The 26,651-nt window shown below is 71.3% G+C and carries 30 protein-coding genes and 1 tRNA gene; 11 read left to right on the top strand and 20 right to left on the bottom strand.

What is annotated here, in order from left to right; all coding sequences use genetic code 11:
• Nucleotides 1-3 precede the first annotated feature (3 nt).
• Entirely contained in the window at nt 4-279 is a 276-nt protein-coding gene (locus M8542_RS37590; RefSeq protein WP_257925109.1) for an SAV_915 family protein, read from the bottom strand.
• A 149-nt stretch (nt 280-428) separates the two neighbouring features.
• Between M8542_RS37590 and M8542_RS37585 the strand changes: the two genes are divergently transcribed.
• Nucleotides 429-1,151, top strand: coding sequence for a hypothetical protein (locus M8542_RS37585; RefSeq protein WP_257925108.1), 723 nt, complete (start codon nt 429-431; stop codon nt 1,149-1,151).
• Between the two features lie 146 nt (nt 1,152-1,297).
• Here M8542_RS37585 and M8542_RS37580 read toward each other — a convergent pair whose 3' ends face one another.
• The 6 genes from M8542_RS37580 to M8542_RS37555 all read right to left on the bottom strand — a co-directional run bounded on the left by M8542_RS37580 (nt 1,298) and on the right by M8542_RS37555 (nt 7,822).
• Nucleotides 1,298-2,650 (bottom strand): dicarboxylate/amino acid:cation symporter, encoded by a 1,353-nt coding sequence (locus tag M8542_RS37580; RefSeq protein WP_257925107.1) that lies wholly within the window; start codon nt 2,648-2,650, stop codon nt 1,298-1,300.
• Nucleotides 2,651-2,753: 103 nt separating this feature from the next.
• On the bottom strand, nt 2,754-3,383 hold the full coding sequence (locus tag M8542_RS37575) for a Maf family protein (protein ID WP_257925106.1): 630 nt from the start codon (nt 3,381-3,383) through the stop codon (nt 2,754-2,756).
• A 308-nt stretch (nt 3,384-3,691) separates the two neighbouring features.
• Nucleotides 3,692-5,305: a DHA2 family efflux MFS transporter permease subunit gene (locus tag M8542_RS37570; protein ID WP_257925105.1), complete on the bottom strand. Its 1,614-nt coding sequence runs from the start codon at nt 5,303-5,305 to the stop codon at nt 3,692-3,694.
• Entirely contained in the window at nt 5,286-5,912 is a 627-nt protein-coding gene (locus tag M8542_RS37565; protein WP_257925104.1) for a PadR family transcriptional regulator, read from the bottom strand. The genes M8542_RS37570 and M8542_RS37565 overlap by 20 nt, the downstream gene beginning before the upstream one ends.
• Nucleotides 5,913-6,063: 151 nt before the next feature.
• The gene (locus M8542_RS37560; RefSeq protein WP_257925103.1) at nt 6,064-7,650 is read right to left on the bottom strand and encodes a TROVE domain-containing protein; all 1,587 of its coding nucleotides are present in this window, start codon (nt 7,648-7,650) and stop codon (nt 6,064-6,066) included.
• Nucleotides 7,651-7,753: 103 nt separating this feature from the next.
• Nucleotides 7,754-7,822 (bottom strand) — tRNA-OTHER (locus M8542_RS37555).
• 274 nt (nt 7,823-8,096) lie between these two features.
• On the opposite strand from M8542_RS37555, the gene M8542_RS37550 reads away from it, so the two are divergent.
• Together M8542_RS37550 and M8542_RS37545 are read left to right on the top strand one after the other, a co-directional pair.
• Entirely contained in the window at nt 8,097-8,987 is an 891-nt protein-coding gene (locus tag M8542_RS37550) for an LLM class flavin-dependent oxidoreductase (protein ID WP_257925102.1), read from the top strand.
• Nucleotides 8,988-8,991: 4 nt separating this feature from the next.
• The gene (locus M8542_RS37545) at nt 8,992-9,450 is read left to right on the top strand and encodes a MarR family winged helix-turn-helix transcriptional regulator (RefSeq protein ID WP_257925101.1); all 459 of its coding nucleotides are present in this window, start codon (nt 8,992-8,994) and stop codon (nt 9,448-9,450) included.
• On the opposite strand, the gene M8542_RS37540 is transcribed toward M8542_RS37545, so the two are convergent.
• The gene (locus tag M8542_RS37540) at nt 9,447-9,671 is read right to left on the bottom strand and encodes an acyl-CoA carboxylase subunit epsilon (RefSeq protein ID WP_257925100.1); all 225 of its coding nucleotides are present in this window, start codon (nt 9,669-9,671) and stop codon (nt 9,447-9,449) included. The genes M8542_RS37545 and M8542_RS37540 overlap by 4 nt on opposite strands.
• On the bottom strand, nt 9,668-11,305 hold the full coding sequence (locus tag M8542_RS37535) for an acyl-CoA carboxylase subunit beta (protein WP_257925099.1): 1,638 nt from the start codon (nt 11,303-11,305) through the stop codon (nt 9,668-9,670). Before M8542_RS37535 ends, M8542_RS37540 begins: the two co-directional genes overlap by 4 nt.
• 55 nt (nt 11,306-11,360) lie before the next feature.
• Here M8542_RS37535 and M8542_RS37530 point away from each other — a divergent pair, with 55 nt between their 5' ends.
• A complete protein-coding gene (locus M8542_RS37530; protein WP_257925098.1) occupies nt 11,361-12,143 on the top strand; it encodes a GNAT family N-acetyltransferase in 783 nt (260 codons plus the stop codon).
• On the opposite strand, the gene M8542_RS37525 is transcribed toward M8542_RS37530, so the two are convergent.
• Genes M8542_RS37525 through M8542_RS37510 form a run of 4 tightly spaced genes read right to left on the bottom strand, consistent with a single transcriptional unit; the run spans nt 12,127 to nt 15,178 of the window.
• Nucleotides 12,127-12,780 (bottom strand): response regulator, encoded by a 654-nt coding sequence (locus M8542_RS37525; RefSeq protein ID WP_257925097.1) that lies wholly within the window; start codon nt 12,778-12,780, stop codon nt 12,127-12,129. The genes M8542_RS37530 and M8542_RS37525 overlap by 17 nt on opposite strands.
• Nucleotides 12,777-13,880, bottom strand: a complete 1,104-nt coding sequence (locus tag M8542_RS37520) for a sensor histidine kinase (protein WP_257925096.1) — start codon at nt 13,878-13,880, stop codon at nt 12,777-12,779. The genes M8542_RS37525 and M8542_RS37520 overlap by 4 nt, the downstream gene beginning before the upstream one ends.
• Nucleotides 13,881-13,914: 34 nt before the next feature.
• Nucleotides 13,915-14,706, bottom strand: coding sequence for an SRPBCC family protein (locus M8542_RS37515; protein ID WP_257925095.1), 792 nt, complete (start codon nt 14,704-14,706; stop codon nt 13,915-13,917).
• 55 nt (nt 14,707-14,761) lie between these two features.
• Complete coding sequence (locus tag M8542_RS37510) at nt 14,762-15,178, bottom strand: MarR family winged helix-turn-helix transcriptional regulator (RefSeq protein WP_257925094.1); 417 nt, start codon at nt 15,176-15,178, stop codon at nt 14,762-14,764.
• An 82-nt stretch (nt 15,179-15,260) separates the two neighbouring features.
• Here M8542_RS37510 and M8542_RS37505 point away from each other — a divergent pair, with 82 nt between their 5' ends.
• Complete coding sequence (locus M8542_RS37505) at nt 15,261-15,818, top strand: flavodoxin family protein (RefSeq protein WP_257925093.1); 558 nt, start codon at nt 15,261-15,263, stop codon at nt 15,816-15,818.
• Here the strand turns inward: M8542_RS37505 and M8542_RS37500 are convergent.
• A complete protein-coding gene (locus tag M8542_RS37500; RefSeq protein WP_257925092.1) occupies nt 15,815-16,387 on the bottom strand; it encodes a TetR/AcrR family transcriptional regulator in 573 nt (190 codons plus the stop codon). The genes M8542_RS37505 and M8542_RS37500 overlap by 4 nt on opposite strands.
• A gap of 73 nt (nt 16,388-16,460) precedes the next feature.
• On the opposite strand from M8542_RS37500, the gene M8542_RS37495 reads away from it, so the two are divergent.
• The gene (locus M8542_RS37495; protein WP_257925091.1) at nt 16,461-17,651 is read left to right on the top strand and encodes an FAD-dependent monooxygenase; all 1,191 of its coding nucleotides are present in this window, start codon (nt 16,461-16,463) and stop codon (nt 17,649-17,651) included.
• Here the strand turns inward: M8542_RS37495 and M8542_RS37490 are convergent.
• The gene (locus M8542_RS37490) at nt 17,617-17,982 is read right to left on the bottom strand and encodes a winged helix-turn-helix transcriptional regulator (RefSeq protein ID WP_257925090.1); all 366 of its coding nucleotides are present in this window, start codon (nt 17,980-17,982) and stop codon (nt 17,617-17,619) included. The genes M8542_RS37495 and M8542_RS37490 overlap by 35 nt on opposite strands.
• Before the next feature lie 83 nt (nt 17,983-18,065).
• Here M8542_RS37490 and M8542_RS37485 point away from each other — a divergent pair, with 83 nt between their 5' ends.
• A complete protein-coding gene (locus M8542_RS37485; RefSeq protein ID WP_257925089.1) occupies nt 18,066-18,917 on the top strand; it encodes an NAD(P)-dependent oxidoreductase in 852 nt (283 codons plus the stop codon).
• The gene (locus M8542_RS37480; protein WP_257925088.1) at nt 18,914-19,651 is read left to right on the top strand and encodes an SDR family NAD(P)-dependent oxidoreductase; all 738 of its coding nucleotides are present in this window, start codon (nt 18,914-18,916) and stop codon (nt 19,649-19,651) included. Before M8542_RS37485 ends, M8542_RS37480 begins: the two co-directional genes overlap by 4 nt.
• 143 nt (nt 19,652-19,794) lie before the next feature.
• On the opposite strand, the gene M8542_RS37475 is transcribed toward M8542_RS37480, so the two are convergent.
• Nucleotides 19,795-20,571 carry an NAD(P)H-dependent oxidoreductase gene (locus tag M8542_RS37475; RefSeq protein WP_257925087.1) on the bottom strand — a complete coding sequence of 259 codons (777 nt, stop codon included), beginning with the start codon at nt 20,569-20,571 and terminating at the stop codon, nt 19,795-19,797.
• 71 nt (nt 20,572-20,642) lie between these two features.
• Between M8542_RS37475 and M8542_RS37470 the strand changes: the two genes are divergently transcribed.
• Together M8542_RS37470 and M8542_RS37465 are read left to right on the top strand one after the other, a co-directional pair.
• On the top strand, nt 20,643-21,641 hold the full coding sequence (locus M8542_RS37470; RefSeq protein ID WP_257925086.1) for a GlxA family transcriptional regulator: 999 nt from the start codon (nt 20,643-20,645) through the stop codon (nt 21,639-21,641).
• A 54-nt stretch (nt 21,642-21,695) separates the two neighbouring features.
• Nucleotides 21,696-22,559 (top strand): transglutaminase-like domain-containing protein, encoded by an 864-nt coding sequence (locus M8542_RS37465; RefSeq protein ID WP_257925085.1) that lies wholly within the window; start codon nt 21,696-21,698, stop codon nt 22,557-22,559.
• Here the strand turns inward: M8542_RS37465 and M8542_RS37460 are convergent.
• The 3 genes from M8542_RS37460 to M8542_RS37450 all read right to left on the bottom strand — a co-directional run bounded on the left by M8542_RS37460 (nt 22,516) and on the right by M8542_RS37450 (nt 25,031).
• On the bottom strand, nt 22,516-23,460 hold the full coding sequence (locus M8542_RS37460) for a LysR family transcriptional regulator (protein ID WP_257925084.1): 945 nt from the start codon (nt 23,458-23,460) through the stop codon (nt 22,516-22,518). The two genes, M8542_RS37465 and M8542_RS37460, sit on opposite strands and share 44 nt — an antisense overlap.
• A 126-nt stretch (nt 23,461-23,586) precedes the next feature.
• On the bottom strand, nt 23,587-24,189 hold the full coding sequence (locus M8542_RS37455) for a TetR/AcrR family transcriptional regulator (RefSeq protein ID WP_257925083.1): 603 nt from the start codon (nt 24,187-24,189) through the stop codon (nt 23,587-23,589).
• 23 nt (nt 24,190-24,212) lie between these two features.
• A complete protein-coding gene (locus tag M8542_RS37450) occupies nt 24,213-25,031 on the bottom strand; it encodes a class I SAM-dependent methyltransferase (RefSeq protein WP_257925082.1) in 819 nt (272 codons plus the stop codon).
• A gap of 190 nt (nt 25,032-25,221) precedes the next feature.
• On the opposite strand from M8542_RS37450, the gene M8542_RS37445 reads away from it, so the two are divergent.
• Complete coding sequence (locus M8542_RS37445) at nt 25,222-25,815, top strand: dihydrofolate reductase family protein (RefSeq protein WP_257925081.1); 594 nt, start codon at nt 25,222-25,224, stop codon at nt 25,813-25,815.
• Here the strand turns inward: M8542_RS37445 and M8542_RS37440 are convergent.
• A complete protein-coding gene (locus tag M8542_RS37440) occupies nt 25,799-26,650 on the bottom strand; it encodes a sigma-70 family RNA polymerase sigma factor (RefSeq protein ID WP_257925080.1) in 852 nt (283 codons plus the stop codon). The two genes, M8542_RS37445 and M8542_RS37440, sit on opposite strands and share 17 nt — an antisense overlap.
• Nucleotide 26,651 lies beyond the last annotated feature (1 nt).

Below are 26,651 nucleotides of genomic sequence, written 5' to 3'. Positions count from 1 at the left end.
CGCTCAGACGTGGTGGCGCAGCTGTTCGGGCAGCGGCGAGTCGAGCACGATCACGTCGTACGGGTTCGCCGCGTGGACCTTCGGCAGGTGCTCGGTGTTCACCAGCACCCACGGCTGGTGCTCGCCGCAGCAGTCGATCAGCCGGTCCAGGGCGGTGAACGCGACCAGCGCGGTGCGCCCGTCCGGGGTGCGGCGCAGCTCGATCGAGGCGCCTTCGGTCTCGGCGCTGGCCGGGCCGGTCGGCAGGTACAGGGCGGGGGGAAGGTTGGGGTTCGTCACTCGGACAACATAGACGGACACGTTCCGCTATTCGCGGCCCCGTCGATTCCACCCGGCCGACGAAGGTTGTGCCCCTACCGGGTTGAACCGGCCACACCCCGCCGGGGCGCTGCCCACACACCGTCGCGAAGCGGCTTACGCTCTGTCTTATGCGGACTTCGGCGGCGCGGACGCCACGGTCGGCGCTGCTCACCGCGGTGCTGGCCGCGGTGGTGACCCTCGGCGCGATCGGCGCGGTGTTCGCCCTGCGCCCGCGGCCCGAGCCGCCCTCGGGCGCGGCCGAGCCCGCGGCCGCCCCGGTGACGCCCGTGGTGACCTGCGGCGGCGGTCCGTGCCGCCAGCTCGCGGCGATGACCGTCGGCGGGACGCCGGTGGTGCTGCTCACGGACGCTTCGGGCGGGTCGGCGCGGGTGCGCGTCGGGCCCGAGCCGGGCACGGTGTTCGAGCTGACGATCGCCCAGCTGGGCGTCCGGCTCGACCAGAACTCCCTGCGCTGCATCGACGGCGCGGCCCCGGCGTGCCTGGTCCGCGGCACGATCGGCGACGACAACTCGGCGGCGTACGGCGAGCTGCTGGTGGAAAGCGGGGGAGTGTGGCGTGACCCGGGCAAGCCGTACTTCGCGGACGCCGGGACGCTGTCGCTCTACGACGTCACGGCCGACGGCCGCCCGGACGTGATCGTGGTCCGCCACGACTGCGCGTCGTCGGCCTCGGGCACCCCGAAGTGCGAGGCGGCACCGGTGGTTGGCCAGGTGTACGACCTGACCGGCAAGACGGTCGGCTGCACGCGGCGCGTGACGGCGCCGTCGGACCTGCGCGGCTGGCCGGACATCCGCCTCACCCGCGCCGACCTGCGTTCCTGCCCGTCCTGAAGCGCCCCAATGTGGCCTTGGTTGCTCCACCGATGCCCCCACCGCCACCCTCAACGGAGGCGCTCCGCGCCGCAGTGCCCATTCAACGCACCCAATGTGGCCTTCGGTGCGTCAGACGCACCGAAGGCCACATTGGGGCGCTTGGGTCAGGCGGGGGCGGGTTCGGTGTGGCGGGCCGCGGAGCCGTCGTCGGTGGTCTGGGGGCGGTCCGTCGGGGCGTTGAGGACCTCGTCGTCCAGCAGACCTTCGGCGCGGGCCACGATCGTCGGGACCACGATCTGGCCCGCCACGTTCGTCGCCGTGCGCATCATGTCCATGATCGGGTTGACCGAGTAGATCAGGGCCAGGCCGATCGCCACCTGCTTGGCGTCGAGGCCGATGAACGACGTCGTCAGCGTGAACGCCGTCAGCCAGCCCGTGGTCCCGGCCGTCGCCAGCGCGCCGACCACCGCGACCACCACGATGCCGACGTACTGCCAGAAGTTCAGCGACACCCCGGCCAGGTTCGCGACGAAGATCGCCGCGATCGCCGGGAAGACCGCCGCGCAGCCGTCCATCTTCGTCGCGCTGCCGAGCGGGGTCGCGAAGGCCGCGTACGCCGGCTGGACGCCGAGGTTCACCGCGGACTGGCGGGTCAGCGGCAGCGTCGCGGCCGAGGACTGCGAAGCGAACGCGAACTGGATCGCCGTCGCCGACTTCGAGAAGAACTTCAGCGGGCTGACCTTCGCCACGAACTGCAGCAGGATCGGGTAGACGACGAACAGCACGACCAGGCAGCCGACGTAGACCGCGAGCGTGGTGGAGAACAGCGGGCGGAACAGCGCGTCGCCGTAGTTGGAGACCGCCGCGCCGATCAGGCCGACGATGCCGATCGGGGCCAGCCGGACGATCCAGCCGAGGTAGCGCTGGATGATCTCGAACACGCTCGAGGTGAAGTCCACGAACGGCTTCGCCTTGTCACCCAGGCTGTAGGCCGCCGCGCCGATCACCAGCGCGAGGAACAGCACCTGCAGCGTCTCGCCGTCGGCAAACGCTTTCACGAAGTTCTCGGGGAGCAGCCCGTTGATGAAGGAGTCCCACGAACCCCAGCTGCTGACGCTCTTCGCCGCCTTGTCGGCGTTCTTCGCCGTCGCCTCGACGCCGCCGAGCCCGCCGGCGCCGGGGTTGAAGATCCGGCCGGCGGCGATGCCGATCAGCGACGCGATGAACGAGGTGATGGCGAACCACATCACCGTCTTGCCGCCGAGGCGCGCGGCGGTGCGGCCGCCGCCGAGCTTCCGGAGGCTGTTGATGCCGACCACGATCGCCGTGAAGACCAGCGGGATCACCGCGATCTGCAGCAGCGTGGTGAAGATGGTGCCGATCTGGTCGAGGAGATCGGTCAGCCAGCCGGCCTCGGTCTGCCGTGCGACGACGCCCAGCAGGGCGCCGACGACGAGCGAGCCGAGAACCGCGGCCGCGAACACCCGCGGCTTGGTGTATGTCCGTACGAAAGACACGGGGCGACTCCGGTGCTCGAAAGTTCCTGTCTGACTTGCCTCGTGAAGAGAACGTTAGGCAAGGCAGGACTCTTCCGGATCACCCGTTCGTGTGGTGCCCTTCTCAGGATGCGGGACGCGACCAGAGATCCACGACACTCACGCCGACCTCGGCGAGCAGCCGGCGGGTCAGCGGGAGGCTGATGCCGATGACGCTCGTGTGGCCGCCGTCGAGGCCGTCGACGAACCAGCTGCCCAGGCCGTCGATCGTGAACCCGCCGGCCACGTGCAGCGGCTCGCCGGTGGCGATGTAGGCGTCGATCTCCCGCGCGCTCGGCGTGCCGAACCGGACGGTGGTCGACTCCCAGCCGCTGGTCTCCTTCGCGCGCGTCCCGCCTTCGAGCCGGACGACCGCGTGGCCGGTGAGGAGTTCACCGGATGACCCGGCCATCCCGGCCCAGCGCTCCCGCGCGATCTCCGGGGTGGCCGGTTTGCCGACCATCCGCCCGCCGATGTTCAGCATCGAGTCGCAGGCGACGACGACGGCGTCCGGGTGCGCCGCGGCGACCTGGTCGAGGACGGCTTCGGCCTTGGCGGCGGCGAGCGCGGCGACCAGCTGTGACGGCGTCGGGTCGGTCAGCGAGGCGGCGACGGCGTCCTCGTCGACGCCGGAGACGAACACGGCCGGGTCGAGGCCCGCGGCGCGCAGGAGGGCGAGGCGGGCGGGGGACTGGGAGGCGAGGACGAACTGCACCCGGCGAAGGTACCCGGACGTCCGTCGTGACCGAATTGTGACCGGCGCCACGTTCGGACGGGGCTAGTTTGTTGTGGCGCGCAACATATGGCGCCGGAAGACGTGGAGGTGACCGATGACCGTCCGGGTCACGGAATCTACGCCGGCCACCCGGCCGCATTCGCTGTGGTGGTCCAGGCTCCGCGCGACGAAGGGCCGGGCGACCATCCGGGCGGATTCGGCCTCGGCGCCGAAGAGCACCCGCTGAACCACCGCTCCCGCGGTCCGTGCGAGCCTCCGGTACCCGACACCCGGAGGCTCGCACGGTTTCACGCCGCGGCGGCTTCGGTGGCCGGCGCCGGGGTTTCCCAGCGCGGCTTGACCTTCCGCATGACGGCCGCGGAGAGCACGCCCAGCAGGAGAACGCCCATCGGCAGCAGCATCGTCAGGCGGGCCGCGTCCGTCAGTCCACTGTGGACCGCTTCCGAGGCCAGCTTCCCCGCCTGGGCGGCAATCTCCGCCGGCAGCCCCGGCATCGGCGAGGAGCCACCGGCCGAGCCGAACTCGCCGGTGTTCGCCGCGGCCTTCGCGATGCCTTCCGCGAACGGCGCGCGGTACGGCTCCGGCAGCTGAGCGGCCGCCTTCGTGGCTTCGTCCGCGATCGACGAGCTGACCAGGGCCTGCAGCATCACGCCGATCGCCGCGGAGCCGAGCACGCCGCCGACCTGGCGCGAGGTGTTGAAGATGCCCGACGCGGTGCCGGCCAGCCGCGGCTCGACCGAGCCCATCGTCATGTTGCTCATCGGCGAGAAGATGCAGCCGATGCCGAGGCCGCACAGCAGCAGGGCCGGGATGAACGACCACGGGCTGCTGTCCGGCGCCGCCTGCAGCGCGATGACGCCGAGCCCGGCGGCCAGCGCGGCCAGGCCGAACATCACCAGGTACTTGCCGTTCACCTTGTCCGACGCGCGCCCCACGAACGGCGCGATGATCCCCGACAGCAGCGACATCGGCGCGGTCAGCAGGCCGGCCATGGTCGGGGTCAACCCGAGCACCGACTGGATGTAGATGACCAGCGGCAGGAACATGCCGGTCATCGCGAAGCCGACGGTCGTCGCGGTGAGCGTCCCGGCCGAGAAGTTCCGGTTCGCGAACACCTGCAGCGGCAGCAGCGGCTCACGCTTGTTGTACTTCTGCCACACCAGGAACGCGGCCAGCAGCACCACGCCGGCGCCGATGATCTCGAACACCGTGATGCCGCCCCAGACCGTGCCCCAGTCGTACTGCTGGCCGTTCTGCACGCCGAACACGATGAACAGCAGCGCCAGGCTGGAGAGCAGGATGCCGATGAGGTCGAACGAGTGCGAGTGCTTCGGCTGCCAGTCCGGGACCAGCGCCAGCGTCAGGGCGATGGCGATGACACCGATCGGCACGTTGACGTAGAAGATCCATTCCCAGCCGAGGTGGTCGACGAGCACGCCGCCGAGCAGCGGGCCGGCGATCGTGGCCAGGCCGGCGACGCCGCCCCACATGCCCATGGCCGGGCCGCGCTTGGCCGGCGGGAACAGGTGCGTGATGAACGCCAGCGTCTGCGGCGTCATCAGCGCGGCGCCGAGCCCCTGCACGGCACGCGCGGCGATCAGCATCTCGACGTTGCCGGACAGGCCGCACCACAGCGACGCGCCGGTGAACACGACGAGCCCGGCGAGGAACACGCGCTTGGGCCCGAAGCGGTCACCGAGCCGGCTGGTGAACAGCATCGGCACGGCGTAGGTGAGCAGGTAGACGCTGATCACCCAGACGACCGAGTTCAGCCCGGCGTTCAGCTTGTTCAGCATGGTCGGGATCGCGATCGACACGATCGTCGTGTCGAGCAGGATCATGAAGAAGCCGAGGCACAGCGCGCCGAGCGCCGCCCACGGATTAGCTTGTCTTGCGTTCATCGTCGTCTTCCTGGGTGATGAGCGTGAGCTTGGGTTGTTCGCAGTCCTGGAACTGGATCCGCCCGGACTCGAGGTCTTGGCGCAGGCGCTCGGTCCATTCGAGCTCGAACCTGCGGTGGTCGCACTTGTACCGCCAGTCGAGCCAGTAGATCGGCGGCGTGTGGTCCTCGGCGAGGCGCTCGAGCACGGCCTGGTCGGCCGCGACGGCCGCGCGCAGCCGCGTGATCCGGTGTTCGAGCTCGATCAGCGACGTCTCCTTGCCGAGTTCGTCGATCACCGCGAGCCCGGACAGGTACGCGGGAAACTCTTCGACGAGGTCGCCGAGCAGTTCGCGGCCGCGCTGGCTGAACTCGTCCAGGCCGGCCTGCGTCATGCCGTAGACGGTCCGTTCGGGCCGCCTGCCGTCGCGCTGGGTGTCGACGACCTCGATGAAACCGCTGCGCTGCAAGCGTTCCACGGTGTGGTAGAGCGACCCGGCCTTCACGTTGACGCGGGTGCTGACGTACCGCTCCCGCATCAGTGAAGCCATCTCGTACGGGTGCATGGGCTTCTCGTGGAGCAGCTCCAGCACGGCGAGACCGAGCGGGGTCAGCTTGGCCGAGGCCATGATCATTGCTCCCTTCGGATGACTCCAGGTCGTTTATTCCACGTGGACTATACGGCGCAGACTAGCGACCGGTCCACCGTCATTCCTGTGACGGTCCGTACACAGCGCGGAGGCCCCCATGATCCCGTCATGGGGGCCTCCGCGGCTGCTCTCAGAACGGCCAGTCGGCGTTCGTCCCCGCCTCGAGCAGGGGAATCATCCGGAAACCCTGGTCGGTCAGGCCGCCGAACACGTGCCGCCGCGCGCCGCCGGACGGCGCGTGGCCGAACCGGTAGCCCGCCAGGTTCCACGTGTACAGCGGAACGTGCGGCGGCAGCGCCTGCCCGACGTCGCCGCCGCCGGCCTGCTCGTCGGTGAGGATGACGACGCGGTCGTGGTTCGCGAAGTGCCGCTTCACCGCGGCCACCGTGTTCGTGCCGCCGCCGAGGAAGTACCCCCGGGACTTCCACCGCTCGACGTCGCTCAGCAGCGACCCGCCCGGACGCAGCTTGAACACCTTCGTGTGCGCGCCGCCCAGGAGGAAGCCGTCCGAGAACGACACGACGTCGGCGTCCGCGCACCGCCGGCCCAGCGCGAGCCCGAAGACCGCGGCGGCGTCCCAGCGCAGCAGGGTGCCGTCGCGGCTGAAGCCCATGTTCATCGACGTCGAGGTGTCGACGAGCACGAGCGTCCGCCCGGGCAGCTCCGGAACGTTCGCCAGCGAGTGCGCGATCGCCTGTTCCAGCGCCCACGCCCACCGCAGCGACGGCGCGGCCCGGTAGGCCGACAGGAACCGCATCGGCAGCTGCCGCGACTTCACGACCCGCGCCGGATCGGCGAGCTTCGCGGCAACGCGCTGCGCGACTTCGTCCGAGACGCCGGTCTCGTCGAAGTTCCTCAAGTTGCGCAGGAGCGCCATGTAGCCCATGGACGGGATGAGCGCCTCCCAGGCCTGCGCGTCCAGCGGACCCTGCAGCCAGCCGGCGACCGATTCCCAGGTCATGCCCGCCGCGCGCAGGACGTCCGCCGCGTCCGGCCGCGCGAACAGCTCGCGCCGGCGTGGCGCCTCCCACGCCGTCAGCTCGGCGCGGGCACGCAGCACGTTCAGCTCGGCCGGCAGCGGGTTGCCGCGGTCGTGCCGCTCGTCGAGGACGTGCTTGAACAGCTCGCCCTGGGCGGTGTCGCGGTTGGCCGGGTGCGTCAGCTCGAGGACGTCGGCGAAGCGGAACGCCCGCGCGGCCGAGTCCCACTTGACGTACGAGCGCTCGTCGTAGAGCTTCCGCGCCGCGTCGGCGACGCCGCGCTTGACCGGCTTCGGGATGTTCTTGCCGTGCACGCAAGTCCAGTAGGCGAGCAGTTCCCCGGGTTCGTCGGCACGCTGCAGGACGTCGGCGACGAGCTGCCGGCCGAGCCCGTCGAGTCCGGCGTCGAGGCGGGCCTTGGCGAACTCGGCCGCGCCGACGAGCGACGCGGTCCGCAGGTTCGCCTCGGAACGCAGCCAGCGCAGGAACCGCGCGGTCCACTGTGGATCCTCGAGCGTCGCGGCGTGGACGAGCGCGGTGTACCGCGTGTCGCGCGCGTTCGCGGACTCGTAGAAGGTGTGCTCGCCGACCATGTTGGTGACGGCGAGCAGGAAGAGTTCGGACCGGGCGTCGCGCGCGTAACCGGCGCCGCCCTCGTAGGTGGTGCCCGAAGGCGTGGCTTCACCGCGAACCGGCGAGGTGGCGGCGGGCGCGCGTGCGGTGTTGAACTTGCTCATTTCTCCCCCTTGGTTCGTGGGGGAGTCACGGCTTCGGCGATGCCCGAGATCGAAGTCGGTGAAGGTACGGTTGCTGCTCTGCCAGCTGAGCTACCGGACCGCGTGGTCCGGGAGGGATTCGAACCCCCGACCCGCCCATTCGGAGTGGAAGTAACCCTCGCCTGCGCACCGGGCATCGGTGAAGCCGTGACTCCCGAGGTCGTGCTCGCACCGGGAGTGCGTTCGTCGCCCGAGATCGAAGTGGTGAAGGCTGTTGGGAGTCGAACCCGAGGAATACCAGAGAAGTAACCCTCACCGCCGCACCGGGCGAGAGCAACGTTAGCCGCCGCGGCAGCGGGAGGGAACCGAATATCCCGCCGGCCCCGGCGCACCTGGCGACCGGGGTTGGTTCGTGCCAAGAACTATGTATAGTCAGTTCGTAGCACGAACTAAAACTGGGAGGAATCATGACGCACTTCGGCATCGGCGTCTCCACGGCGGTGACGGCCGTCGAAAGCACCCTGCGCCTCGCCGAGCAGGCCGACCGCGGCGGCCTCGACCTGCTCACCGTCTCCGACCACCCGTACCACGCCGACCGCCTCGACGCGTACGCCGAGATCGGTGTCCTGCTGGGGAAGACCGAACGGATTTCGGGCCTGGTCAGCGTGTCCAACCTGCCGACGCGGCCGGCGTCGATGCTCGCGCGCACCGTCACCAGCTTGTCCGCGCTGACCGGTGGGCGGATCGTGCTCGGCATGGGGGTCGGCGGGCTCTGGGACGACATCGCGCGGCTCGGGTTCGCCAAGCTCACCCCGGGGCAAGCCGTCCGGGCCTTCGAAGAGGGGATCCGGCTCGTGAAGCTGCTCGGCGGAGGGGGCGCGCCGGTGAGTTTCGACGGCGAGTTCTACCAGGTCACGAACCTGGCGCCGGCCGAAGAAGCGATGCCGCCGGTGTGGACCGGGTCCGTCGGGCCGAAGTCGCTCGCCGTCACCGGGCGGGTTGCCGACGGGTGGCTGCCCGGGCACGCCGCCGACTGGCTCAGCGAGCGCTACCGCACCTCCCGGCCGCTGATCGACAAGGCCGCCGTGGACGCCGGTCGCGATCCCGCCGCTATCGCCACCGTCTACAACTTCCCCGGCCGGATCACCGCGGAGCCGCTGCGGACCACCCGCGCCGACGACGGCCGCTGGATCGGTGGCTCGCCCGCCCAGTGGATCGAGGAGCTGACCGGTGCGGTGCTGGACCACGGCGCCGCCGGGTTCGTGCTCTTCGGCCCGGGCGGCAGCACGCCGGACGAGACCGCCGCCGCACGCTGGGCCGAAGAAATCGTTCCCGCCGTGCGGGAAGCCGTAGGCTGACCGGATGGGGAAGAGCGGGGAGGACATCGGTGTCGTCGCGGGGCTCGTGCGCGCGTCGTTCCTGGTGAACGCCGTCTACGCCGAGTCGGCCCGCGAGTACGGGCTCACCGTGCAGCAGGGCCAGCTGCTGTGCGTGCTGATGGGCCGCCCGTACGGCATGGGTGACCTCGGCGCGACGCTCGGCCTGGAGAAGTCGAGCCTCACGGGCCTGGCCGACCGCGCGGTCCGGCGCGGGCTCGTCCGCCGCGAGCCCGACCCGGACGACCGGCGGGCCGTGCAAGTCGTGCTGACCGCCGAAGGCCGCACCCTGGCCGAGGACTTCTACGCGGCGACCTGCCGCCGCGTAGACGAGCTGGCCGCGGGCCTGACCGGCCAGGACCGCGAACGGCTCGCGACGCTGCTCGGCACCGTCGTCCGCGAGAACGAGGTCCCGACCGTGTTCCTCGACGTCGTGGCGCGCTAGAAGCCGGGAAGTCCCGAAGCGCGCCAAGCGCCGTCGCCGGGATGGAGCGGCTTCCGCAGCGAAGCACCGTGATCGCCCCACCACGACGTACGCGGCTTCGGCTTCTCGGCAGGCGCCGCCGCCGAAGCCGCGGCCACGACGGCCGTCAGCGCCGCCAGCTCGGCGTCGCTCGGGTTTCCGCGGACCACCCGCAGCAGGGGGCGCTTCTCGGGCTCGCTCATAGCGGGATGTTCCCGTGCTTCTTCGGCGGCAGCGACTCACGCTTGTTGCGCAGCAACGACAACGCCCGCGCGACGTGCCCGCGCGTGTGCGCCGGCACGATCACCGAGTCGACGTAACCGCGTTCGGCCGCCGCGTACGGGTTCAGCAGCGTGTCCTCGTACTCCTGGATCAGCTCGGCGCGCAACGCGTCCACATCGCGACCCTCGTTTGCCGCGTTGGCCAGGGTCTTGCGGTGGACGATGTTCGCCGCGCCCTGGGCGCCCATCACCGCGACCTGCGCGGTCGGCCAGGCGAGGTTGATGTCGGCGCCGAGGTGCTTCGAGCCCATGACGTCGTACGCGCCGCCGTACGCCTTGCGCGTGATGATCGTGACCAGCGGGACCGTGGCCTCCGCGTAGGCGTAGATCAGCTTCGCGCCGCGGCGGATGATGCCGTTCCACTCCTGGTCGGTGCCCGGCAGGAAGCCCGGGACGTCGACGAAGGTGAGCACCGGGATGTTGAACGCGTCGCAGGTGCGGACGAACCGCGCGGCCTTCTCGGACGCGTCGATGTCCAGGCAGCCGGCGAACTGCGTCGGCTGGTTCGCGACCACACCGACGCTCTGCCCGTCGACGCGGCCGAAGCCGACGATGATGTTCGGCGCGAACAGCTCGTGGACTTCCAGGAACTCGCCGTCGTCGACCACGCGGTTGATGACCTCGTGCATGTCGTACGGCGTGTTCGGCGAGTCCGGGATGAGCGTGTCGAGCTCACGGTCGGCATCGGTGACGTCGTCGAAGAAGCCGGCCGGGGCGTCGGAGGGCTCGAACACCGGCGCGTCGGAGAGGTTATTCTGCGGCAGATAGGAGAGCAGCTCCTTGACGTAGGCGATGGCGTCTTCGTCGTCGGAGCCGAGGTAGTGCGCGACGCCGGACTTCGTGTTGTGCGTGCGGCCGCCGCCGAGCTCCTCGAACGTGACGTCCTCGCCGGTGACCGTCTTGACGACGTCCGGGCCGGTGATGAACATCTGCGAGGTCTCGTCGACCATCACGACGAAATCGGTGAGCGCGGGGGAGTAGACGTGCCCGCCCGCGTTCGCGCCCATGATCAGCGAGATCTGCGGGATCACGCCGGACGCCTTGACGTTGCGGTTGAAGATCTCGCCGTACAGGCCGAGCGAGACGACACCCTCCTGGATGCGCGCGCCGCCGCCTTCGTTGATGCCGACGATCGGGCGGCCGGTCTTGATCGCCAGGTCCATCACCTTGACGATCTTCTCGCCGTACACCTCGCCGAGGCTGCCGCCGAAGACGGTCACGTCCTGGCTGAACACGCACACGGGCCGGCCGTCGACGGTGCCGTAGCCGGTGACGACGCCGTCGCCGTAGGGGCGGTTCTTCTCCTGGCCGAAGTTGGTCGAGCGGTGCCGGGCGAGCTCGTCGAGCTCGACGAACGAGTTCTCGTCGAGCAGCAGCTCGATCCGCTCGCGCGCGGTCTTCTTGCCCTTGGCGTGCTGTTTCTCCACGGCGCGGGCCGAACCCGCGTGGACCGCCTCGTCGTAGCGGCGATAGAGGTCGGCCAGCTTGCCGGCCGTGGTGTGGATGTCCGGTTCGTCCTCGGGCGGCGTCCCGAGCGGCTCCGTCGCACTGCTCATTCCCGGGAGCTTAGCTACTTGCCGGTCACTTCGCGTGTGGCGTAGGCAACGTCGGATGGACATCCGGATACTGGGGGCCGCGGACCTGCCCGCGTGCTCCGACCTGGCGGAATCCCGGTCGTGGCCGCGCGAGCCGGCCAAGTGGGCGCTGCTGCACGACGTCGGGCGCGTGTTCGGCGTCGACGCCCCGGATGGCGACGGCCTGGCCGCGACCGCGGTCGTGGTCGTGTTCGGCTCGGTGGCGTCGATCTCGATGGTGCTGGTCGCGAGCCGGTACGAGCGGCGAGGGCTGGGGCGCGCGATCACCGCGCAAGCGCTTGCGGCGGCCGGGGACGGCGTGACCTTCCTGCACGCGTCGACGTACGGCCGGCCGTTGTACGAGTCGATGGGGTTCGTCCTCGACGGCGGCTGCCAGGGTCACGTCGGCACGTTCGCCGACGACGGCGGGCCGGGTGCGGCGCCGGGGACGGTGTCCGACGTCGTGCCGCTCGACCGCGCGGCTCAGGGCGTGGACCGGCGGCCCTTGCTCGAGCGGCTGGGGACGCCGTTCGTGGTCGAGGGCGGGTTCGCGTTCGGCGTGGACATCGGGCACGTGACGGTCATCGGCCCGGTCGTCGCCGAAACCGAAGAGGGGGCGAAGGCGGTGATCCGCGGGGTCGCGCGGTCGGCGTCCGGACCGGTGCGGGTGGATCCGGACTTCCGGTTCCCGGCGCTGACGGCGTGGGTGCGGGAGCGCGGGCTGGTCCCGGGCGTGCCGGCGCCGCGGCTGGTGCTCGGCGGCCGCGCGCTCCCCGGCGAGGCGTCGATGCGGATCGCTCCGTTCACCCGGGCGGTGTAGGCCGCACCAGCCCGGACTCGTACGCCGCGATCACCAGCTGGGCGCGGTCGCGGGCCGCCAGTTTGTGCAGCAGGCGGCCGATGTGGGTCTTCACCGTCGCGATGCCCAGGTGCAGGCGCGCCGCGATCTCGTCGTTCGACAACCCGCGCGCGATCAGCGTCAGCACCTCCTGCTCGCGGGCCGTGATCCCCGCCAGCCGGGTCGTCACCGGGCCCGCCGGCAGCCGGGCGAACTCGGCCACCAGCCGCCGCGTCACCGACGGCGCGAGCAGCGCGTCGCCCGAAGCCACGACGTCGATCGCCGCCAGGAGGTCCGCCGGGCGGGTGTCCTTGAGCAGGAAGCCGCTCGCGCCCGCCCGCAGCGCCGCGTAGACGTACTCGTCCAGGTCGAACGTCGTCAGCATCAGCACCCGGACCTCGGTTTCCGCGCAGATCCGGCGGGTCGCCTCGATCCCGTCCATCTCCGGCATCCGGACGTCCATCAGCACGACGTCCGGGTGCTCGCGGCGGGTCAGCGCGACGGCCTCGACGCCGTCGGACGCTTCGCCGACGACCTCCAGTCCCGGCGCGCTGTCGACCAGCACGCGGAAACTGCCGCGCAGCAACGCCTGGTCGTCGGCGATGAGGACGCGGGTCACCGGGCCACCGCCGTCTCGTACGGAAGCCGGGCGAACACGCGGAAGCCGTCGCCGGCCGGGGCCGCGGAGAACTCCCCGGCGTAGACCGCGACGCGCTCGCGCATCCCGATCAGGCCGTGCCCGGGGACGGCGACGCCGCCGCGGCCGTCGTCGAGCACTTCGATGCGCACTTCGCCCTCGCCGCCGGTGACGCGCACCCGGCAGTTCGCCGCGTCCGCGTGTTTGACCACATTGGTCAATGCCTCCTGCACGATCCGGTACACGGACTGGCCGACGCCGCCCGGAAGCTCGTCGAGGCCTTCGATCACGAGCTCGACCGAAGGGCCGGCCTGCTGCGCGCGCTCGGCGAGCACACGCAGGTCGTCGAGGGTCGGGGCGGGCGCGAGGGCCGGGACGCCGGTGCCGTCCCGCAGCACGCCCAGCATCCGCCGCAGCTCCGCCAGGGTCTCGCGGCTGGTGTCTTCGATGACCCGCAACGCTTCGCGTGCTTCGGCGGGCTGCTCCAGCGCGACGTGGTTGCCGACCGCCGCCTTCACGGCGATCAGGCTCATGCTGTGCGCGACGACGTCGTGCATCTCGCGCGCGATCCGCAGCCGTTCCGCGGAAACCGCCTGGCGTGCGTGGTTTTCCCGCTCGATCACGGCGAAGTCCCGGCGGCTGCGGACGGTCAGGCCGAGCACGAACCCGACGACCAGCGCCGACGCGCTGAAGTTGACCGTGGTGGCCGCACTGGGGTTCGTCACGACGAGGGCCAGCACGCCGAGTTCGAGCAGGCCGGCCGCGAGGCCGACCTGGCCGACCCGGCTCCTGCACCGCAGCACGACGAGGTAGAGCGCGCACCCGGCGCCCACGACGGCGACGCCGAACACGGGCCCGCCGATCGGGACGGCGGCCGCGGCCAGCACCAGGCTGAGCGCGTAGCTGCCCAGCGGCCACCACCGCCGCGCCACGATCGGCACGACGCTGGCCAGCAGGATCGTCCAGCCGAGCCAGCCGGGCAGCCACGGCGGCAGCGTCCACGCCCCGGCGGCGAGGTTGCCGCCGGCGCCGACGGCCAGCACGAGGGCGGCCAGCACGTCGATGGCCACGCGGATTCGCATGGGACGAACGTAATGCGGACGCGGGTGCCGCGCGTCAACCCTGGGTCGGACGCTCCGCGTAGTGCTTCCGCACCGATTCGACCTGCTCGGAAGTCCAGTCCGGCAGCTCGACGCCGTGCGTCGCGGCGAACAGCCGGTCCAGCTGCTCGTGCCGGCGGGCCAGCTGCGCGGGAACGTCCGCTTCGGCCGCTTCGGTGAACTCGACACGGGTGCCGTCGAGCGGATCCTGCTCCACGTGCCAGCCCGGCTCGTCGGGCAGCAGTGCGCGAACCTCGTCGACCGGCTTCCAGACGAGGTCGCGGCGGAAGCGGATCGTGCCGTCCGCCAGTACCTCGCCGTAGCCCAGCCCGAAATCCTCCACATAGGACGCCATCGCGTCGTGCCAGCGGGTCGGCGGCGTGAAATCGCGGCCGGTGAGGCGGGCGTCGAGGGCGTCGAGGCAGACGTCCCAGCCCGCCGCGTTGCGGCCCGCCGCCAGCTTCGCGATCGCCGGGTCGCCGCGGCCGAACGTGTGCGTGAACTCTAGGAGGCTGCCGTCGCCGTCCGGGGAGATCAGCCAGCGCAGCGTGTCGTCGTTCCAGACGAACGTGAACTCCCGCGGCGGGTCCACGGTGACCACCTGCCCGGTCGTCGTGGTGTCCTCGCCGGGGAAGGTGAACCGGATGGCGCCACCCGCGCGCAGCTGGACGTCGACCTCCGCGGGGAACCAGTGCGCCAGCTCGGCCGGGTCGGTGAGCGCGCGCCAGACGTGCTCCGGCGCGTGCTTCAGGCGGCGCTCCAGCCGCAGCACCGGACGATCATCGACGGTCGACAGCTTCGCGGACACGGCGTCCTCCCGTTGGTTGCCTGTGCCCGTATATAACCACCGAGGAATATGCGGGTCAAGCGCCGCGGACGGCGGCGGCCGCGGCGGCCAGCTCCGGGTCGCTCGCGGCCTTGTCGAGCGCGGTCCGCAGCACGCTGCAGTACGTCGGCTCGGTTTCGGCGTAGCGCTTGCGGCCGGCGTCGGTGATCACCGAATAGACGCCGCGGCGGTCGTCTTCGCACAGGTCGCGAATGGTCAGGCCGGCGTCTTCGAGGCGCGCGCACATCCGGCTCACCGAGCTTTGGTTGAGCCCGATCGCCTCGGCGAGCTCCTGCATGCGCAGGCCGCCGCGCGGGCCCGCGACCAGCTTGCCGAGCGCGCGGTACTCGGACAGGCCGAGCCCGTGGCGGCGCTGCAGCGCCTTCGTCAGCTCCTGCTCGACCCGGGCGTGCAGCACGAGCATGCGTCCCCAGGACTGTTCGTCGACGGTCATTTCCCGCCCTCCTCTTGACTCCAGAGTAGTCCATGGGCAGTCTTTATATGTACATGCAAATACCTGAGGGGACTGACTCACCATGACGCGGAACTTCCTCTTCCTGGTCGGCGCGGCGCGGGCGGGCGGCAACACGGAGATGCTGGCCCGGCGGGCGGCGAAGGCGCTGCCCGGCGACGTCGAACAGTGCTGGCTCCGGCTGCCCGAGCTGCCGCTGCCGCCGTTCGAAGACCGCCGCCACGGCGCCGGTTCGCACCCGGAGCCGGGCGAGAACGAGCAGCTGCTGATGGACGCGACGTTCGCCGCGACCGACATTGTCGTCGTGTCGCCGGTGTACTGGTACTCGGTCGCGGCGAGCGTGAAGCTCTACCTGGACTACTGGTCGGGCTGGATGCGGCTGCCGGTCGAGTTCAAGGCGAAGATGCGCGGCAAGACGCTGTGGGGCGTCAGCGTGCTGAGCGAGACGGCGCGGGAGGCCCAGCCGCTGATCGGCACGCTGGAACTCTGCGCCGAGTACCTGAGCATGAACTGGGGTGGGGTGTTGCTGGGCAACGGAAGCCGTCCCGGCGACGTGCTCCTGGACGCCGACGCGATGTCGGCGGCCGAGACGTTCTTCGACCGGGCGCTCGTGACCGCCTAGGGCAGGGCGCCCGCCGCGATCAGGCGCAGGCCGCGGACCAGGTCGGCGCCCGAGGGCGCGTGGTCCGGGTCGATCAGCCACTGGAGCATCACGCCCGAAAGCAGGGCCTGGTGCACGGTGCCGACGGCCCGGGCCTCGGCGCTCTCGTCGTCGAGGCCCTGGAAGAGGTTCGCCAGGCCGAATCGGGCCTGCTCCAGGGCGTTCGCGAGCTGCGCGCGGACTTCGGGGTCGAGGTCCACCTGCGAGTAGGCCTCGAAGCTGACCGCCCACATCCGGCGGTGCTCCTCGAACGACTCGATCACCCGCTGCCAGATGAGCTCGAAGCGCTCGGCCGGGGACGCGTCCGCCGGCGTCTCGACCTGCAGCACCCCGGCGAGGGTCTCGCCCCACTCCTGGTTGGCCTCGATCAGCGCGGTGTTGAGCAGCGCTTCCCGGGAGCCGAAGTGGTAACCGATGGCCGCCATGCTGACGTTCGCCGCCGAGGCCAGGTCCCGCACCGTCGTGCGGGCGTAGCCCTTCTCGTTCAAGCAGCGCTTCGCACCCGCCAGGAGTGCTTCCTTGTTGCCCATGGCCGGAGCCTAGCACGAACGCCTTAGGCAAACGTCTTGCGCGATCGCCCAAATCGCGGTTATGGTTCCTGGCATGCAGAACAACCGAGTCCTCATCTCCGGCGCCAGCGTCGCCGGCCCTGCCCTGGCCTTCTGGCTCCGTCAGCACGGCTTCACGCCGACGGTCGTCGAACGCGCTCCCGAGCTGCGCGACGGCGGCTACGCGGTCGACTTCCGCGGCGCGTCACTGCGGGTTCTCGAACGGATGGGCCTGCTCGGGCAGGTCGAAGCGGCCGCGACCCGGATGGGCGACGTGACCTACGTGGACGGCGACGACCGGCCGGTGGTCGTCACGCCGGCGACCTACCAGAGCGGCGAGCTCGAGGTCTTGCGCGGCGACCTCTCGCGGATCCTGTACGACGCGACGAAGGACGACGTCGAGTACGTCTTCGGCGACTCCATCACCGGTCTCACCGAGCACGCCCGCGGCGTCACGGTCACCTTCGAACACGGCGAGCCGCGCGAGTTCGACCTGGTGGTCGGGGCCGACGGGCTGCACTCGAACGTCCGCTCGCTCGTCTTCGGCGACGAGTCCGCCTGCCGGCACGACCTCGGGTACTACGTCTCGATCTTCACCGTGCCGAACCACCTGGGTCTCGACCACGTCGGCCGGTTCTACAACGAGCCGAACCGAACGATCGGCGTCTACAGCGCGCGGGACAACACCGAGGCCAAGGCCATGTTCTGGTTCGGCTCGGCCGCGCTCGAGTACGACCACCGCGACGTCGAGCAGCAGCGGCGGATCGTCGAGGAGCGCTTCGCCGGTGTCGGCTGGGAGACGTCGGCGCTGCTCGAGGCGATGCGCGAGGCGCCGGACTTCTATTTCGACTCGGCCAGCCAGATCAAGCTGGACTCCTACGCGAAGGGCCGCGTGGTGCTGGTCGGCGACGCCGCGTACTGCGCGGCGCCGCTCTCGGGCATGGGCACGAGCCTCGCGATCGTCGGCGCGTACGTCCTGGCGGGCGAGCTCGCGGCGGCCGCCGGCGACCACACGACGGCGTTCGGCGCGTACCGGGAGGAGATACGCGGCTTCGTCGACGCGTGCCAGAAACTGGCCGTGGGCAACGGGAAGTGGTTCGTCCCGCCGACCCGCGCCTGGCTGCGGTTCCGCAACCTCAACTACAAGCTGCTGCCGTACCTGCCCTGGCGCAAGCTGATCGAGGAGCTGCCGCTCAAGGCGGGCAACGCGATCACGCTGAAGGAGTATGCGGCGGCGCCGGCGTGACGCCGCGGCGCTTCGCGATGCCCGTCATGTTCTCCTCGCCCCAGTCACCCAGCGGCAGCAACGCGGTGTTCAGCCGCTGACCGAGCTCCGTCAGCGAGTACTCGACCTTCGGCGGGATCTCGTGGAACACCTCGCGGTGCACGATCTCGTCCGCCTCCAGCTCCCGCAGCGCCTGGATCAGCATCTTCTCGCTGATGCCGGCCACCTTCCGCTTCAGCTCGCCGAACCGCAGCGGCTCGGCGTGCAGCGCCCAGAGGATCAGGGCCTTCCAGCGACCGCCGATCACGTCGACGGCCGCGTCCAGTCCGCAGCGGTAGGTTCGCGCCAGCATCCAGGATCCTTACCTTTTGGTGAGTACCCGACTAATTAGTCGGTACTTGTCCATAGTAAAGCGCTGCCCGCAGCATGGAACCCATGGGAGAAAGCAAAAAGCAAGTGGGTGTGCTCGGCTTGGGGCGGATGGGCACCGCCCTCGCCGGCGCGCTGCTGGGGGCGGGCCACGACGTCGTGGTGTGGAACCGGTCGCCGCTCAAGGCGGGGCCGCTGCTCGACCGGGGCGCACGGCTCGCGGCCACCCCGGCCGAGCTGGCTTCGGCCGACTTCGTCGTCAGCTGTCTGTCCACTTACGACAGTCAGCGGCCGGTGCTGGCGGCCTGTGCGCCGAAGGTGCTGGTGAACCTCACTTCGGGGACGCCGGCGCAGGCGCGCGAGACCGCCGCGTGGGCGTCGTCCGCCGGTGTCGAGTACGTGGACGGCGTGATCATGGCCGTGCCGCAGGGCATCGGGACCGCGCAGGCGCGGATCCTGTACGGCGGATCGTCTTCGGCGTTCGACGCGTGGCGCGATGTGCTCGCGGTGCTGGGGGAGCCCGTGTTCCTCGGCGAGGACACCGGGTTGCCGGCGCTGTACGACCTGGCGCTGCTGGGCATCATGTGGTCGACGATGGCCGGGTACCTGCACGCGCTCGCGCTGGTCGGCACCGAGGGCGTCACGCCTGAGACGTTCACGCCGATGGCGCTGGCGTGGCTGTCGTCGGTCGGCGGGTTCCTGTCCGGGATCGGCGCGCAGGTGGCCAGCGGGGACTACCGGACGGATGTGTCCGCTTTGGACATCAACGCGGCCGGCCTGGCGCTGCTGGAAGAGACGAGCCGCGAACAGGGGATCGGGTTTTCGGTCCCGGCCGCGGTGCGGGAGTTGTTCGACGGCGCGGTGGCGAAGGGCCACGGTTCGCACGCCATCGCGAGTGTCATCGAGGAGATCCGGTGAAGTACCAGGGGAAGAAGGCCGTCGTCACGGGCGGCACGCACGGCATGGGGCTGGCGGTGGTGCGGGCGTTGCTCGACGGCGGCGCGGAGGTGCTGCTGACCGGCCGGGACGTCTCGGGGGTGGACCTGCCGGCGCACCTGTTGTCTTCGGACGCGTCCCGGCTCGCCGACATCGACGAGCTGGGCGCGGTCGCCGAAGCGAAGCTGGGTGAGCTGGACCTGGTGTTCGTCAACGTCGGGTACGCGACGTTGACGCCGTACGCCGAGGCGACCCCGGAGATCTACGACCGGACGTTCGACGTCAACGCGAAGGGCGCGTACTTCACCGCCCAGCGGCTGGCGGGCCTGGTGCGGCCCGGCGGTTCGTTCGTGTTCACGACGTCGGTGGCGGCCGAGGCGGGGATCGCCGGCATGGGCCCGTATTCGGCGGCGAAGGCGGCGGTGCGGTCGTTCGCCCGGACGTACGCGGCCGAGCTCGCGCCACGCGGGATCCGGGTGAACGTGGTCAGCCCGGGTTACACGGACACGCCGACGATGGGTGTGACCGGGGTGCCTTCGGAGGTTTTGGCGGCGTTCAAGGAGACGGGCGACGAGATCACACCGCTGAAGCGCCACGCGACCCCGGAGGAAGTGGCGGCGGCGGTGCTGTTCCTGGCCTTCGACGCGACGTTCACGACCGGCGCCGACCTGCCGGTGGACGGCGGCCTGGGGCAGCGCCTCACGCTGCCCGTGTGAGGGCCGCCGGGCGCCTGCGTGCGGGGTGGCGCCCTCGTTTCGCCCCGTGAGGGCTCGCCGGGTGGCGCCCGCATGTGGGCAGCGCACTTATTTCGCCCGTGTGAGGGGCCGCCGGGGTGGCGCCCGTGTGTGGGGCAGCGGCCTCATTGCGCCCGTGTGAGGTGTGCGCTCAGCCCGGTCACGCCGGGCGCGCGGTCGGGGCGCAGCACCAATTCTTCGTCGTAGTCGCCGCTGTTCTGCGTGCGGAACGGGATGGGTTCGGCGGTCTCGAGGGTGCCGAGCCGGGCGCGTAGGAGTTCGCGGGCCTCGGCGAACTGCGTGTCCGGCACCCGGTCGGCGCTGTGGACCGCGACCGGTGGCAGCACCGACATCCCGGCGTAGAACAACGTCCCGTGGTGCAGTGGCCAGAGGACGTCGGCCAGCGCGCCGTTCACCCCACGCGGTCCCATGGCCGGTTCGCGGGCGCCCGCGGTGAGCACCACCATCGCGCGCTTGCCCGCGAGCCGGCCTTCGCCGTAGCGGAGGGTGCGGCCGTCTTCCGCCCGGACGCCGTAGCCGAAGCCCTTCACGAAGACGCGGTCGAACCAGCCCTTGAGGATCGCGGGCAGGCCGTACCACCACAGCGGGAACTGCACGACGACCGCGTCCGCCCAGACCAGCTTCTCCTGCTCGGCCACGATGTCCGGGCTCAGCTCGCCGCGCGCGTGCGCACGGGCCGACGTCGCCCCGACGACGAGGCGTTCGTCCCCGGCCTCGGCGCCGAAGTCGGCCGCGTCGACGACCGGGTTCCACTTCATCGCGTACAGGTCCGACTCGCGGACGTCGTGCCCCAGCTGCCGGAGCGTCCGGACACCGTCGTCGCGGAGGGCCCCGCTCAGCGAGCGCGGCTCAGGGTGCGCGAAAACCCACAAAACGTTCATGACCTCGATGGTCACGCAGGTCGCGGTCCGGATCGAGTGGCCTGATAGCCAACATGTGCAAGAATCGAGCCATGGCCGAATTCGTGCACCCTTCGAGGCACCACGTCGCGGTGCTGGTCCGCCACGGCATGCTCGTGATGGAGCTCGGCATCGTCCACCGGCTGTTCGGGCAGGCGCGTTCGGCGTCCGGCGAGCCGCTGTACGAGGTGGTGACCTGCACGCTCGAGCCCGGGCCAGTGCGCACCGACTCCGACATCACCATCCCGGTCGAGCGCGGCCCCGAAGTGCTGGCCGAGGCCGACACCGTGATCGTCCCGGCGTCGCTGGTCGAGTACGAGCCGATGGCGCGCGTCCTGACCCCGCCGCTGGCGGCCGCGCTGGCCCGGATCCCGGCGGCGGCGCGCATCGCGTCGATCTGCACGGGTGCGTTCGTGCTCGCCGCGGCCGGCCTGCTCGACGGCCGCCGCGCGACCACCCACTGGCGCTCCGCCGACGAGCTCCAGACCCGGTTCCCGGAGGTCGAAGTCGACCCGTGCGTGCTGTACACCGACGACGGCAACGTCCTCACGTCGGCGGGTGTCGCCTCGGGGATCGACCTGGTGCTGCACATGATCCGCCGCGACCACGGCGCGGCGGTGGCCAACGACGTCGCCCGCGGCACAGTGGTGTCCCCGCACCGCGAAGGCGGCCAGGCCCAGTTCGTCCGCCGGCCGGTGCCCGAACCCCGCACGTCCTCGACGAAGGCGGCGCGGGCGTGGGCACTGGAGAACCTGCACCGCCCGCTGACGTTGCGCGAGCTCGCCGCCCGCGAAGCGATGAGCACCCGCACGTTCACCCGCCGCTTCCGCGACGAGGTCGGTGTCTCGGCGCTGCAATGGCTGACGCAGCAACGGATCGAGCGTGCCCGCCAGCTGCTGGAGGAGTCGGACCTGCCGGTCGACCGCGTCGCGGCGGAGGCCGGCTTCGGCACGGCGGCGTCGCTGCGCCAGCACTTCCAGGCCGCGCTCGGGGTGTCGCCGAGCGCGTACCGGACGACGTTCCGCGGCGAGCTGGCGGCGCAGGCGAGCTGAGGCCGGTTCGGCGCGAGTGGCTTTTGTGGCACCGAATTCATTAGTCTCGCCGGCATGGACTGGTACGCCACGCACAGCCGGTTTTCCGAGCCGGGCGCGCAGGCCCCTTGGCTGGACGCCACGCCGTCCGAGCTCGGCGCGCTGCGGCGGGCCGCTTCCGAGCTCGTGTTCCATTACTGGGCCCAGGGTGACATCACCCGGCACGGCTTCCCGGCATCGCGGCGCGAAGAGATCAACCTGCGCTACGCCGCGGACATGTTCGCCCGCCTGCGCGAACTCGACCCGGCGCCACCCGGCGGCCCGCGCTCGCCGCTGAAGCGGATCGTCGGCTGCTGCCGGGACTTCACGCTGCTGTTCGTGTCGATGGCACGCCACCACGGCATCCCGGCCCGCACCCGGGTCGGGTTCGCGAACTACCTGGTGCCGGGCTGGCACCTCGACCACGTCGTCGCCGAAATCCACGACGGCACCGGCTGGCGCCTGGTCGAACCCCAGCTGCAGGACGACTTCGGCGAGTTCGACCTCCTCGACGTCCCCCGCGACCGGTTCCTCGTCGGCGCCGACGCGTGGTCGGCCGCCCGCGCCGGCGACCTCGACCCGGACCGGCTGGTCGTTTCACCGGAGCTGGACGTGCCTTTCCTGCGTGGGTTGCCGTACGCGCGCCACAACCTGGTGCTCGACCTCGCCGCGCTGAACAAGCACGAGATGATCCTCTGGGACCTGTGGGGCGACCTGAACGACGACGCCCCTCTAGCCCCGGCCGCCGTCGCCCGCGCGGACGAGCTCGCCGAGCTGATGGCCGACGCCGGCCTCGAGCAGCTGCGGGCCGCGTTCGAGGCCGAAGACGTGCGGGTACCGCCGGTGATCCGGTCGCTCACCCCGCCGGAACAGCACCCGGTCGAGGTAGTGCTCCGCTAGCTTTCATGGCGCTGCTTTTGACAGCGCTGTTCTTGATGGCGCTGGCTTCGAGGGCGGTGCCCACGAACCGCGCGATGCGCAGGTCCCGCGCCCCGGCCGGCCAGGCGAGCGCCAGCGAGTAGGGCGTCGCGTCGACGACCGGCCGGTAGACGATGTCGGCCCGCGCCCGCCACTGCGCGACCGACGCCGGCAGCAGCGCGATCGCCTGCCCGAGCGCGACCGTCTCCAGCAGCTGGGCGCTGTCGTGCACCACCGGCCCCGGCGTGACCGCGCGGCCGGTGACGTCCTGCCCCGACCAGTACGCCCGGTCCGCGGCGGACGCGTCCGGCCAGAACGGGGTCGGCCGCCCGGTGAAGTCCGCGCAGACCAGCGCGGCCCGGCCGGCCAGCTCGTGGCCCGAGGGCAGCGCCGCGACCCGCGGCTCGGTGAAGAGCACCTCGACGTCCAGGTCGTCGTGGTCGCCCGGGCAACCGAGCAGGGCCACGTCGGCCCGGCCCTCGCGCAGCATCTCCGCCTGCTCACCGGACCCGCTGACCCGGATCTCGACCGGGTCGGCGTGCACGTCGGCGATGCGTCGCAGCAGTTCGGTCGCGACACCCGGTTTCGCGGTGACGACGAGCGCCGGCTTCTGCTGCGCCGCCCGCCTCGTGCGCCGGACGGCGGTGGTGACCGCGTCCAGCGCCTTCGCCGACTCCGTGAACAGCACGTTCCCGGCCGGGGTCAGCGAAACGTGCCGGCTCGTGCGTTCGAAGAGCTGGACGCCCAGCCGCCGCTCCAGCAGCCGGATCGCGCGGGACAGCGGTGGCTGCGCCATCCCGAGCCGCTCGGCGGCGCGGGAGAAGTTCAGCTCTTCGGCCACCGCGCGGAAGTACCGCAGCTCACGGACCTCGACGTCGTCCATACCGCGAGGGTATCGCGGCAGGGTCCATCGGTCTTTCCCTTTCTGTGTCGCGAATGGTGGGTTCGGTGTCGAGAATTCCACAATGGACGGAGCCGGAGACGCCTTCGTCGGCGTCGAGCACGTGGCCTAGGGAGCCAGGCCGTCGAGGAGCGCACGCACGACGGACTCCGCCGCCGGCGGGACCTCGGGGCCCGTGTGGGGCAGCACCTCCGCCAGCACCACACCGTGGCAGTGGCCGACCAGCAGGGCCGCCGCCGCCTCCACCCGGGACTCCGGGCGCAGCCGGCCGAGGATGCGCTCCGCCTCCAGGTACCTCAGCAGCCGGTCGTGCCAGTGGCTTGTCCGCGTGCTGAGCTCCGCGAACCGCCTCAGCACCTTCGGCTGGCCGAGCAGGCCGACGAACGCCGGGACGAGCACCTCGTGCAGGGTCAGTCCGTATTCCAGGTGCTGCATGAGGTTGTCCGCCACCGTGCCCTCGCCCGGCACCGGCAGCTCGTCGAGGTCCGCTTCCGTCTCGCGCACGTGCTCCAAGAGGGCCCGGGCCACCAGCTCCTCCTTGTCGGAGAAGTGGTTGTAGAGCACACCGTCGGCGACGCCGGCCCGGCGCGCGATCTCGCGCACGGTCAAGCCGACCGTCCCCTGCGTGTCGATCAGCTGCCGGGTGGTTTCGACCAGCAGGTCGGGCAGGGACTGGCCGTCTCGTTGGGCGGCGGCTTTCCTCGGTGACATCCGGGCCATCGTACGGCTGCCCGCTACGACCTCCTTCCCGTGACCAGCCACGCGGCGCCGCGCAGCCGGACCGCGTCCGGGTGTTCGAATGGTTGCAGTGCTTCCGTGAGCGCTGCGACCGCCTTGGCCGCTGTCGCTTCGTCGACCTGGCCCAGGTGGTGGCGCACCGGGCCCCAATCGGCGATGAACCGGGCCGCGTCGGGAACATCGCGCCCCCAGACCTGGTCGGCTTCGACGCGGGTCGACACCACGTCTTCGAAGCCGGCCTCGGTCAGCACCGCTCTCGTCCGCTCCGGGTCCGCGAACGACGTCGGGCCGCTGCCGTCCGGCCCGGTCGGCTGGGGGAGGAACGGCGCCATCGCGCCGAACACCCGGCCGAGGTCGGTGCCCGCGAGCGCCGTCATGCAGAGGAACGCGAGCCGCCCGCCCGGGCGCAGGGCCCGCCGGACGTTGGCGAACGCCGCCACCGGGTCGGCGAAGAACATCACCCCGAACCGGCTGACCGCCAGGTCGAACCCGCCGTCCGGGAACGGGTGGACCTGGACGTCACCTTGCTCGTACGTCACGTTCGGCACTTCCGCCGCCCGTTTTCGCGCGGTGGCGAGCATCGGTCCGGAGAGGTCGACGCCGAGCGCCGTCCGGGCCCGCGCCGCGGCGAGCCGGGTCAGCAGGCCGTTGCCGCTGCCGATGTCGAGCACCCGGTCTTCCGCGCTCACCAGGTCGAGCAGGAAGCCGTTGAACCCGCCGTTCACCGCGTCGTAGCGGTCGGCGTTCGACGCCCAGTGCTCCCCTTCGTAGCCGTTCCACGCGGCTGCCTGCGCGGTGTTGACGATCCCGGTCATCCCGGCTCCCCTCATCGTGAACTCGCGTTCATGAACCTCCATTCATGGTGTCGCCATCGGCCGGGGCTGTCAAGGCATCGGCCACCCCGCCACGGATGTCGGCCAGGTGGCAGATCTTCCGGGCGGCGCCGCGCGGAAGACTTCTCGTCATCAGGGCAAACCGCCTCTGACCAGCGCAAAGGAGCTAAAAATGGCCGACGTCATCGCCAACATGTCCATGTCCCTCGACGGCTTCGTCGCCGACCCGGAGGACCGCATCGATCACCTGTTCGAGTGGTTCGGCAACGGTGACGTCGAGGTGCCCACCGCCGTCGACTGGGCGACCTTCAAGACCTCCGAAGCCAGCGCGAAGATGCTGCGCGACGCGATGGACAACGTCGGCGCCCTGCTGACCGGCCGCCGGCTGTTCACCCTCACCCAGGGCTGGGGCGGGGCGCACCCGATGGGCGCGCCGGTCTTCGTCGTCACCCACGAGGCGCCCGCCGACTGGGCGCACCCGGACGCGCCGTTCACGTTCGTCACCGACGGCCTCGAGAGCGCCGTCGAGCAGGCCAAGAAGGTCGCCGGCGACAAGAACGTCGCCGTCGCCAGCACGACGCTCGCGCAGCAGTGCCTCAACCTCGGCCTGCTCGACGGCATCCAGGTCGACCTGGTCCCGGTGCTGCTCGGCGCCGGCGTCCGCTTCTTCGACCACCTCGACGCCACGACCAGGCTGACCGGCCCCGAGGTCGTCGAGGGCACCGGCGTGACGCACCTGTCCTACCGGATCAAGCGAGGAGCGTGACGTGCAGCGCGGCGAGGCGGGCGGGGTCGGCGATCACTTCGTACGCCGCCACCCGCTCGCCCTCGACCGTCACCGCGAGGGCGAGCAGCAGCCGGCCGCGCGGGGCCACGACGACGCCGACCGCGCCGTCCAGCAAGGCCGCTTCGGCGAAGTGAGCCCGTTTCCCGAACACCTGCGTCTCCTCGGCGACCGCCCGCGCGCCCCGTGCTTCGAGGGCCGCGCCGACCGGCAGCGCGGCCGCGTCGGCCCGGCGGACGACGTCGGGGGCCAGCACGTCCAGGAGCTCGCCGAGGTCGCCGCCGCGCGCCGCGGCCAGGAACGCGTCGACCACCCGGCGGTGACGCGCCAGGTCGGCCGCCGGCAGCGGGGACGTGCCCCGCACCCGCTGCCGGGCGCGGCTCGCGAGCTTCTTCGCGGCCACCGGCGTCCGGTCCAGCACCGGCGCGATCCGGTCGAACGGCACCGCGAACAGGTCGTGCAGCACGAACGCGATCCGCTCGGCCGGGCCGAGCGCGTCGAGCACGACGAGCAGCGCACGGCCCACCGACTCGGCCAGCTCGACCTCGCCCGCCGGGTCGGCGTCGGCCGCCGGCTCCGCCAGCACCTCGAACGGCTCCTCGCGGCGGGCTTTGCGCGTGCGGAGGACGTCGAGGCAGACGCGCGAGACGACCGTGGTCAGCCAGGCCGCCAGGTTGTCGACCGAGCCGGCCCGGTTCAGCCGCAGCCAGGCCTCCTGGACGGCGTCTTCCGCCTCGGCCGCCGAGCCGAGCATCCGGTACGCCAGCCCGCGCAGCCGGGCGCGTTCGGCTTCGAACCGGGCCGCCAGCTCGTCCATC

Source organism: Amycolatopsis iheyensis (assembly GCF_024703995.1).
Lineage (GTDB): Bacteria > Actinomycetota > Actinomycetes > Mycobacteriales > Pseudonocardiaceae > Amycolatopsis > Amycolatopsis iheyensis.
This window is presented reverse-complemented; position numbering and strand designations above follow the sequence as displayed.